Raw genomic sequence first — 8,631 nt, forward strand, 5'->3', positions numbered from 1 at the left:
GAACTGGACACCCGCAAGCGCCGGCTGGGCGTCCTGGACTACGACGACCTGCTGAGCCGGCTCGCCGACGCGCTGGCCACCGACGATTCCCCCGCTCGGGTGCGCATGCACCACCGCTGGCCCATCGTGATGGTCGACGAGTTCCAGGACACCGACCCGGTGCAGTGGCAGGTGATCGACCGCGCGTTCAGCGGGCGCTCCACGCTGATCCTGATCGGTGATCCCAAGCAGGCCATCTACGCGTTTCGTGGCGGCGACATCGTGACCTATCTGCGGGCGGCCGAGACGGCGGGCGAGAAGAGGACGCTGGCCACCAATTGGCGCAGCGACGCGGCGCTCGTCGAGCGCCTGCAGGTGGTGCTGCGGGGCGCCCAACTCGGCGATCCCGCGATCGTCGTGGACGACGTCGACGCCTACCATCGGGGCCACCGGCTCGCCGGCGCCCCGCACAACGACCCGTTCCGGTTGCGGGTGGTCCAGCGAGCGACCCTGGGGCGCAGCGGGATTCAGAACCTGCCCATCGACGAGCTGCGGGCCCACATCGGCGCCGACCTGGCCGCCGACATCCGCGCCCTGCTGGCGGCCGGCGCGACGTTCGCGGGCAGGCCGCTGCAGGCCCGCGACATCGCCGTGATCGTGGAGAAGCACAAGGACGCGGCCGCCTGCTTCAAGGCGTTGTGCGACGCGGGCGTGCCGGCGGTGTACACCGGCGACTCCGACGTTTTCGGCTCGGACGCGGCCGAAGACTGGCTCTGCCTGCTGGAGGCATTCGACCAGCCGCACCGGCCGGGAATGGTGCGCGCCGCGGCGGCCACCATGTTCTTCGGCGAGACCGCGCAATCGTTGGCGGCCGGCGGTGACGCGCTGACCGACCGGGTCGCGGAAACCCTGCGGGAGTGGGCCGGCCACGCGCGCGAGCGCGGCGTCGCCGCCATCTTCGAGGCCGCGCAGCTTTCGGGGATGGCCGACCGGGTGCTGGCCGCCCGCGGCGGCGAACGCCACATGACCGACCTGACCCACGTCGCGCAGCTGCTTCAGGACGTCGCCCACCGCGAGCGCTCCAGCCTGCCGGCGCTGCGCGACTGGCTGCGCAGGCAGCGCGAGGAACGCGCCGGTGCGCCCGAACGCAACCGGCGCCTGGACAGCGATGCGGCCGCGGTGCAGATCATGACGGTGTTCGTCAGCAAGGGCCTGCAATACCCGATCGTGTATCTGCCGTTCGCGTTCAACCGCAACACCCAGGACCGCGACGTGGTGTTGTTCCACGACGCCGGCGTGCGCTGCCTGCACATCGGCGGCAAGGACAGCCCGGACTTCAAGGCCGTCGAGGTACTCGGCCGCAAGGAGGACGCCAGCGACGACAGCCGCTTGACCTATGTGGCCCTGACCCGGGCCCAGTCGCAGGTCGTCGCGTGGTGGTCGCCGGCGTTCGACGAACCCAACGGCGGGCTGTCGCGGCTGCTGCGCGGCCGGCGGCCTTCAGAGCCGTGCGTGCCGGACCGATGCGAGCCGGCGAAGATCCCCGACGACGACGCCCTTGACCGCCTGCGGGAATGGGAGGCGGCGGGCGGCCCGGTGATCGAGCGGTCGGTGGTGGCCGCCGCGCCGTCCGCGCCGCCGGCGCCGGTGCCGGCCGACCTCGACAGCCGCTACTTTCACCGCGCAATTGACACCGGGTGGCGGCGCACCTCCTACTCCGGTCTCACCCGGGTCGCGGAAAACTCCGCGGGCGTGGGCGTCAGCAGCGAGCCGGAGGTCACCGAGCTGGACGACGAGGCCGGCGAAATACCGTTGGCGCAGAACGCGTCCGGGCGCCAGGTGCCGTCGCCGATGGCGGACCTGCCGATGGGCGCGAAGTTCGGCACGCTGGTGCACGCCGTGCTCGAGACGGCCGACCCGCTGGCCACCGATCTGGCCGCCGAGCTCGAGGCGCACATCCGCACCCACTCGGTGTGGTGGCCGGTCGACGTGCGCGCCGACGAGCTCGCGGCGGCCATGGTGCCGATGCATGACACGCCGCTGGGACCGCTGGCCGGCGACCTGACGCTGCGGCGCATTGGGCTCTCGGACCGACTGCGCGAGCTGGACTTCGAATTCCCGCTCGCCGGTGGCGATCTGCGTTCCACCGCACCCGAGATCCGGCTGGCGGACACGGCCGCGTTGTTGCGTGCGCACCTACCGGCCGATGACGCGCTGGCGTCCTATGCCGACCGCCTGGCGAGCCCCCCGCTCGGCGACCAGCCGTTGCGCGGCTATCTGACCGGTTCGGTCGACGCCGTGTTGCGGGTGCCCGACGGCGGGGGGCACCGCTACCTGGTGGTCGACTACAAGACCAACTGGCTCGGCGACCCCGACCGGCCGTTGACATCCGCCGACTACGACCGGCCGCGCTTGGTCGAGGCGATGCTGCATTCGGATTATCCGCTGCAGGCGCTGCTGTACAGCGTTGTGCTGCACCGGTTCCTGCGGTGGCGCGTGCCGGGATACGACCCCGAGGCGCATCTCGGCGGTGTCCTGTACCTGTTCGTGCGCGGAATGTGCGGCGCGGCCACCCCCGTGGTCGGCGGTCATCCGTCGGGAGTGTTCAGCTGGCGGCCGCCCGCCTCGTTGACAGCCGAGCTGTCGGACCTGCTCGATGGGAGGGCGGTCGCGTGACGCTGGAGGCGATCACCGCCGAGGGCCTGCTGCGGACGTACACCGACGCCGGCGTGTTCGAGGCCGCCGATGTCCATGTGGCGCAGCGGCTTACGGCGCTCGCGGGCGAGCCCGACGAACGGGTTGCGCTGGCGGTCGCGCTGCTGGTGCGGGCGCTGCGCAGCGGTTCGGTATGCGTGGACCTGCGGGCGGTGGCGGCGCAGGTCGGCGCCGCCGACCTGCCGTGGCCCGACCCGGCCGGCTGGATGGCCGCCGTGCGAGCCAGCCCGCTGCTCGGGTCCCCGCCGGTGCTGCGGCTGTTCGGTGAACTTCTGTACCTGGACCGGTACTGGCTCGAGGAACAGCAGGTGTGCGCCGACCTGCTCGCGCTCTCCATGCCCGGGGTAAGGGGCGACGCCCCGGACTTGGATCGGCTTTTCCCCCCGGGTTACGAGGAACAGCGTGCGGCCGCGGAAATAGCTGTCTCGCAAGCGGTTACGGTGCTTACGGGGGGCCCCGGGACGGGCAAGACCACGACGGTGGCGCGGTTGCTGGCGCTACTCGCCGCGCAGGCCGAGAGCGCCGGGTTGCCGCGGCCCCGAATCGCGCTGGCCGCACCGACGGGCAAGGCCGCGGCGCGGCTCGCCGAGGCGGTCGCCGCCGAGGTGCAGAGGCTGGACGCGGCGGACCGGGGCCGGCTGGCCGGGCTGCCGGCGACGACGCTGCACCGGCTGCTGGGTTCGCGGCCGGATACGTCGGTGCGGTTCAAGCACAATCGCGGCAACCGACTCCCGCACGACGTGATCGTCGTGGACGAGACGTCGATGGTGTCGCTGACGATGATGGCCCGGCTGCTGGAGGCGGTGCGGCCGGATACGCGGCTGATCCTGGTGGGCGACCCCGACCAGCTGGCCTCGGTGGAGGCCGGCGCGGTGCTGGCCGACCTGGTGGACGGGCTGACGGCGCGAGCCGACGTGCGGGTGGCGGCGCTGCGCACACCGCATCGATTCGGCGAGTCGATCGGCGCGCTGGCCGAGGCGATCCGGGTCGGCGACGCGGACCGCGTGATGGGGCTGCTGCGGGCCGGCGGCGAGCACGTCGAGTGGCTCGATTCCGACGGGCCGGCCGACCGGCTGCGCCCGGTGCTGGTATCGCACGCGCTGCGGGTGCGGCAGGCCGCCGTCCTCGGCGCCACCGGGGCGGCGCTGGCGTCACTCGACGAGCACCGGCTGTTGTGCGCGCACCGGCGCGGCCCCTACGGAGTGTCGCACTGGAACCGGCAGGTAGAGCGCTGGCTCGCGGAGGAGACTGGTCAGCAACCGTCGTCCGCGTGGTATGCGGGCCGGCCATTGTTGGTGACCGCCAACGACTATGGGCTCAAGGTCTACAACGGCGACACCGGGGTGGTCGTGGTCGGCGACGACGGGTTGCGGGCGGTCATCGCCGGCGCCACCGGAACGTTGAGCTTCGCGACCAGCCGGCTCACGGACATCGAGACCATGCACGCCATGACGATCCACAAGAGCCAGGGCAGCCAGGCCGGCGAGGTGACGGTGCTGATGCCGCCGGAGGATTCGCGGCTGCTGACCCGGGAGTTGTTCTACACGGCCGTGACCCGGGCGAAGGCCAAGGTCCGGGTGGCCGGCACCGAGGCGTCGGTGCGGGCGGCCATCGACCGCCGGGCGGTGCGCGCGAGCGGGCTGGCCCAGCGGCTGCAGTCGTCCTGAGTGCGGCGTCGCCCTAGTGCGCGCCTCCGGATTGCGCGCCGGCGGCCATCTGCTTGAGCATCACGTCGTGGATGATGTCGATCCGCGAACGGGCCTCCGCGCAGACATACGGGTCGCGGATCACGGTGAGTTGGTTGTCCTGCTTGGATTCTCCGCCGGTGGACCAGTTGGTCGAACCGGTGATGACGTCGACGCCGTCGATGATCACCATCTTCAAATGCATGATCGCCGACTTCTCGCTGTGCCCGATGGCGATGCTGTTGCCGATCTTGTCATTGAGCCACGGGGCCAGCAGAGCCCGCTCGGACTTCCCCGCGGCCTGGGTGGAGTCGAGACTCATTTGCACGTACATCTTTTCGTCCTTCAGCGCCGACTGCAGCACCGAATTCAGTTCGGCGTCATCGTAGCCGTACATCGCCACCACGATGCTTTTGTTGGCCGACGTCAGCAGGGCCTTGAGCGCCTCGTGCACCTGGTCGACCGGGCTGTAGAAGGTTCGCGTGTCGTCGGGGTAGCCGGGCGGGAACGGCGCGGCTTTGTATTGGTCCAACTCGGTGAGCGAACGCAGTGCCATGGCGGTTTCTCCTTTACATCGCGGGAGACGTCCAGTCGGCCGGGTCGGCGCTGAGCCGTTGCGCCTCCTCGGTCAGGTTCGGTAAGTAGCCGGGGTTGTCGCGACGGCGCACCAGCACGCTCGGATGCACCAGCGCGTCGGGACCCATCGGCCGGCGCCGGCAGCCGACCAGGTACCAGAGCTTGCCGTTGTGGTGGATCGGCGCGTCCGCGAAGTCTTCGGTCACCGCGCACTGCTGCCGGTAGGCCGCTGCGTCGATCGCGAGTTCGCCGGCGATTCCGTCGGTGACCCACTTCAGCGCGATCGTCGCGAGCCGGTGATCGGGCATGAACGTTCCGCCGACGTCGGCGTGCACGCCGGCGAACCAGCGTTCCTCCAGCCCCAGCGGATGGCGTTCGACAAGGTATTCGCGATAGGGCCGGCGACGTTCGTCGATCGAGACGGCGTGGCGGATGCGCGCGACGTTGGGCAGCGAGCGGGTGTAGGGCCAGCGCAGGTTGCCGAACCTCAGGAAGCCGGCCGCCTTCACGGTGTCCCACAGGCCGAGGTAGGCGACCGGCACCGCGTGGTGCCAGACCTGATTTGGGCTGTTCTGCCGCACAGTCGAAAACAGCGGCTCGCCCTCGGTGCGCCAGCAGAACGCGCGGGCGAACTCGGCCCAGTGGGCGTACTCGTCCTCGGTGAAATATCGGTTGATGGCGTACTTTTCGACCGCGTACGGCAGCAGGTTCTCCGAACCGGGCCGCAGCAACCCCGGCCGCAGCAGCATGCCGGCCAACGCGCGCGCGGTGTAGGCGCCGCGGCTGAAGCCGAAGATGTAGAGCGCGTCGCCCGGGCGCCAGTGCTGCATCACGTACCGGTACGCCTGCGCCACATTGCCTTTCAGGCCCAGGCCGAACGCCTTCTCGATCAGCAGGTCGATTGTGCGCGACAGCGACGAGTGCGCCGATGCGGGCGCCAGCGTGCCGACGCCGGGGTCGTAGTAGGCGAGTTGGGCGGCCGGATCGTCCTTGTCCAACATCTCGAACAGCTTGGCGACATTGGTGAGGTTGCCGGCCCCGATCTGGTTGGCGGTGCCGTCGAGGCAGACGACGATCCGCTTGCCGCGCGGTCGCTCAGGGTGCTCGGACATCTCGAAGAACGCCTCTCACAGGTATGCGACTCCCTGATGTGTGGCACTCTACGACGGCCGCGCACGGTGCGGAAGAATCGCGGTCAGCATGGACAACAACAACGACGACGACGACGACTCCGCGCCGACACCGGCACCCGCATCCCGGCGCGTCCACATCGTGCGCCTCGGCGTGTTCGTCGCCTTCCTGCTCCTGATGTTCTACCTGGTGGCCATCGCGCGCGTCATCCACGTGGACGACGTGCGACGCGTGGTCTCCGCGACGGGGCCGGCCGCGCCGCTGGCCTACGTGCTGGCGTCGGCCGTGCTCGGCGCGCTGTTCGTGCCGGGCTCGATCCTGGCCGCGGCCAGCGGACTGCTGTTCGGCCCCCTCCTCGGCATCTTCGTGACGCTCGGCGCGACGGTAGGCACCGCGATCGTCGCGAGCCTCATCGGCCGGCGGGCCGGGCGCGACAGCGCCCGGGCGCTGCTGGGCACCAAACGCACCGACCGCATCGACGCGCTTATCGAGCGGCGCGGGCTGTGGGCGGTCGTCGGCCAGCGATTCGTCCCGGGCATCTCCGATGCGTTCGCGTCGTATGCCTTCGGGGCGTTCGGGGTGCCCTTGTGGCAGATGGTCATTGGCTCGTTCGTCGGTTCCGTGCCGCGCGCGTTCGTCTACACCGCGCTGGGCGCGTCGATCGGCAACCGATCGTCGCCGTTGGCGTACGCGGCGATCGCGGTGTGGTGCGTGTCGGCGATCGTCGGCGCGTTCGCCGCGCGCCGCGGATTTCAACGGTGGCGCGCCCACGCGCGCGGCGCCCAAGGAGAGGGCGGCGACGACGATGCACCTCAGCGGTCCGGCCGCCACCGATAGATGACAGCGTCGCGGTGGTGAGCGGCTCGAGGCAGCGAGGCAACCCCCGACGCTGGTCAGCCCACTCGGATGACGATCTTCCCGAGGTGCGCGCCTTCCGCGATTCGGTTGAACGCCGCTGCGGCATCATCGAATTCGAAAACCCGGTCGATCACCGGCTGCATTCCCGTGGCGCCGACTGCGCGCACCAGTTCCTGCGTATCGCCGCGGTCCCCGACCGTGATCGACCGGGTTGTCGCGCCGGCGCCCTTGAGGAGGAAGTAGTCGATGCCGGGGTTGGCTTCACTGAGGAAGCCAATCAGCGTCACCTCTCCGCCAATCGCGACCGCCCGTAAAGACTGGTCGATGGTGGCTGGGCCGCCGACTTCGACGACGCGATCGACGCCTCGGCCGTCGGTCAGGGCGCGGACCCGCTCACTCCACTGCGGGTGGTCGCGGTAGTTGATGACATCGTCGGCCCCCAACGCCGTCAGGGCCCGTGCTTTCTCGAGGCTCGACGTCGTCGCGATGACCCGAGCACCCAGCAGTTTGGCCAGTTGAAGGGCAAAGACGGAGACACCGCCCGAACCGAGGGTCAACACAGTCTGGCCGGCGCGGATCGGCGTGGGGCCGCCCAGCGCATTCCAGGCGGTGACAGCCGCGCAGGGCAGTGTCGCTGCCTGTTCGTCGGTCAAGGCGTCCGGCGTGGCTACCACCGATTCCCGCGATACCACTTTGTATTCGGTGAGCCAGCCATCTTGCCCGCTGCCGTAGCTGTCGGAGTTCGCCGTCGCCGGTAGCGGGCCGCCGAACCACCTGGGCTGGAATATGCTCATGACGCGGTCGCCCGGGTGGTAGTCGTCAACGCCTTCACCGGCCTCGGCCACTTCGGCGGCAGCGTCGCTGCACGGCACGAGACCGGACTTGCTGTCGCGCACGTAGCGCCCCAGCGGGATCGCGATGTCGCGATAGTTCAGTGACACCGCCCGGATCTTGAGCAACAGTTCACCGCGTTGCGGGGCGGGGATGGGCTCGTCACTCATCTCCAGACCGTCGAGTCCACGTGAGTTGTCGAATCGGTATACCCGCATCGGGGCGCTCCTTACCTGGGGCGGTGCGCTAGGGCGTGACCACGTGAGCGCGCGATCCACTACCGCGGATGCCGCGCCCTGCTCTAGCTCTGCGGGCGCTCCGCGGCCACGAACAGGTTGCCCGGCACCGCATCCGCGACCTCCGTGGCCGCCGTGCGCGCGTAGCCGGCCATCAGCTCGTCGGCCGGCGTGACCGTCACGCTCCAGCCGTGGCGGCGGAACCAGTCGCCGACGTCCTCGCGCTCCTCGAAGTACCACAGCTCGTCGGTCCTCGGCACCTGCCGGTCCGGGTCGACGCGCGCCATCAGCGCGCGGACCCGGTCCATCCGCTCGCGACGCTTGGCGCGGAACTCGGGGTCGAGGAACTTCGGTCCGAGCGCCTCCACGGCCACCCGGCTGCCGGGGGCGGTGAGCGCGTGCACGCGGTCGAACAGCAGCTCCTGGGCGGTGGCCGGCAGGTAGGGCATCAGCCCCTCGGCGGACCACACACTGGGCGCCGACGGGTCAAAACCCGCGCCGCGCAAGGCCGTCGGCCAATCGTGGCGCAGGTCGACCGGGACGGCGACCCGGTTGCACGCGGGCTCTGCCCCGTGTTCGGTCAGCGTCGACAATTTGAAGTCCAGCACCCGGGGCTGATC

General features: G+C 70.4%; 7 protein-coding genes. 3 read left to right on the forward strand and 4 right to left on the reverse strand.

All coding sequences use genetic code 11. The features are described from left to right. Together recB and recD are read left to right on the forward strand one after the other, a co-directional pair. Positions 1 to 2,655: exodeoxyribonuclease V subunit beta (recB, locus tag A9X05_RS18650; RefSeq protein WP_067783278.1), on the forward strand; the 2,655-nt coding region annotated here is incomplete at its 5' end. Continuing rightward, positions 2,652 to 4,361, forward strand: a complete 1,710-nt coding sequence (gene recD, locus A9X05_RS18655; RefSeq protein ID WP_067783281.1) for an exodeoxyribonuclease V subunit alpha — start codon at positions 2,652 to 2,654, stop codon at positions 4,359 to 4,361. The genes recB and recD, both read left to right, overlap by 4 nt. A 13-nt stretch (positions 4,362 to 4,374) precedes the next feature. On the opposite strand, the gene A9X05_RS18660 is transcribed toward recD, so the two are convergent. Further along, complete coding sequence (locus tag A9X05_RS18660; RefSeq protein ID WP_067783283.1) at positions 4,375 to 4,935, reverse strand: phospholipase D-like domain-containing protein; 561 nt, start codon at positions 4,933 to 4,935, stop codon at positions 4,375 to 4,377. Positions 4,936 to 4,948: 13 nt separating this feature from the next. Continuing rightward, positions 4,949 to 6,067, reverse strand: coding sequence for a DUF2235 domain-containing protein (locus tag A9X05_RS18665; RefSeq protein WP_067754740.1), 1,119 nt, complete (start codon positions 6,065 to 6,067; stop codon positions 4,949 to 4,951). Between the two features lie 88 nt (positions 6,068 to 6,155). Here A9X05_RS18665 and A9X05_RS18670 point away from each other — a divergent pair, with 88 nt between their 5' ends. Further along, the gene (locus A9X05_RS18670) at positions 6,156 to 6,923 is read left to right on the forward strand and encodes a TVP38/TMEM64 family protein (protein ID WP_067783286.1); all 768 of its coding nucleotides are present in this window, start codon (positions 6,156 to 6,158) and stop codon (positions 6,921 to 6,923) included. Positions 6,924 to 6,979: 56 nt separating this feature from the next. Here A9X05_RS18670 and A9X05_RS18675 read toward each other — a convergent pair whose 3' ends face one another. Continuing rightward, positions 6,980 to 7,903 (reverse strand): NAD(P)-dependent alcohol dehydrogenase, encoded by a 924-nt coding sequence (locus tag A9X05_RS18675; protein WP_231972830.1) that lies wholly within the window; start codon positions 7,901 to 7,903, stop codon positions 6,980 to 6,982. 173 nt (positions 7,904 to 8,076) lie between these two features. Further along, the coding region (locus A9X05_RS18680) for an SAM-dependent methyltransferase (RefSeq protein ID WP_156736824.1) at positions 8,077 to 8,631 on the reverse strand (555 nt) is incomplete at its 5' end.

Source organism: Mycobacterium sp. E3298 (assembly GCF_001666895.1).
Lineage (GTDB): Bacteria > Actinomycetota > Actinomycetes > Mycobacteriales > Mycobacteriaceae > Mycobacterium.

Bases quoted from the DNA above. Each gene is read 5' to 3' on its own strand.
- A9X05_RS18660 (WP_067783283.1), bottom strand. From the start codon at position 4,935: ATGGCACTGCGTTCGCTCACCGAGTTGGACCAATACAAAGCCGCGCCG.
- A9X05_RS18670 (WP_067783286.1), top strand. From the start codon at position 6,156: ATGGACAACAACAACGACGACGACGACGACTCCGCGCCGACACCGGCA.
- A9X05_RS18665 (WP_067754740.1), bottom strand. From the start codon at position 6,067: ATGTCCGAGCACCCTGAGCGACCGCGCGGCAAGCGGATCGTCGTCTGC.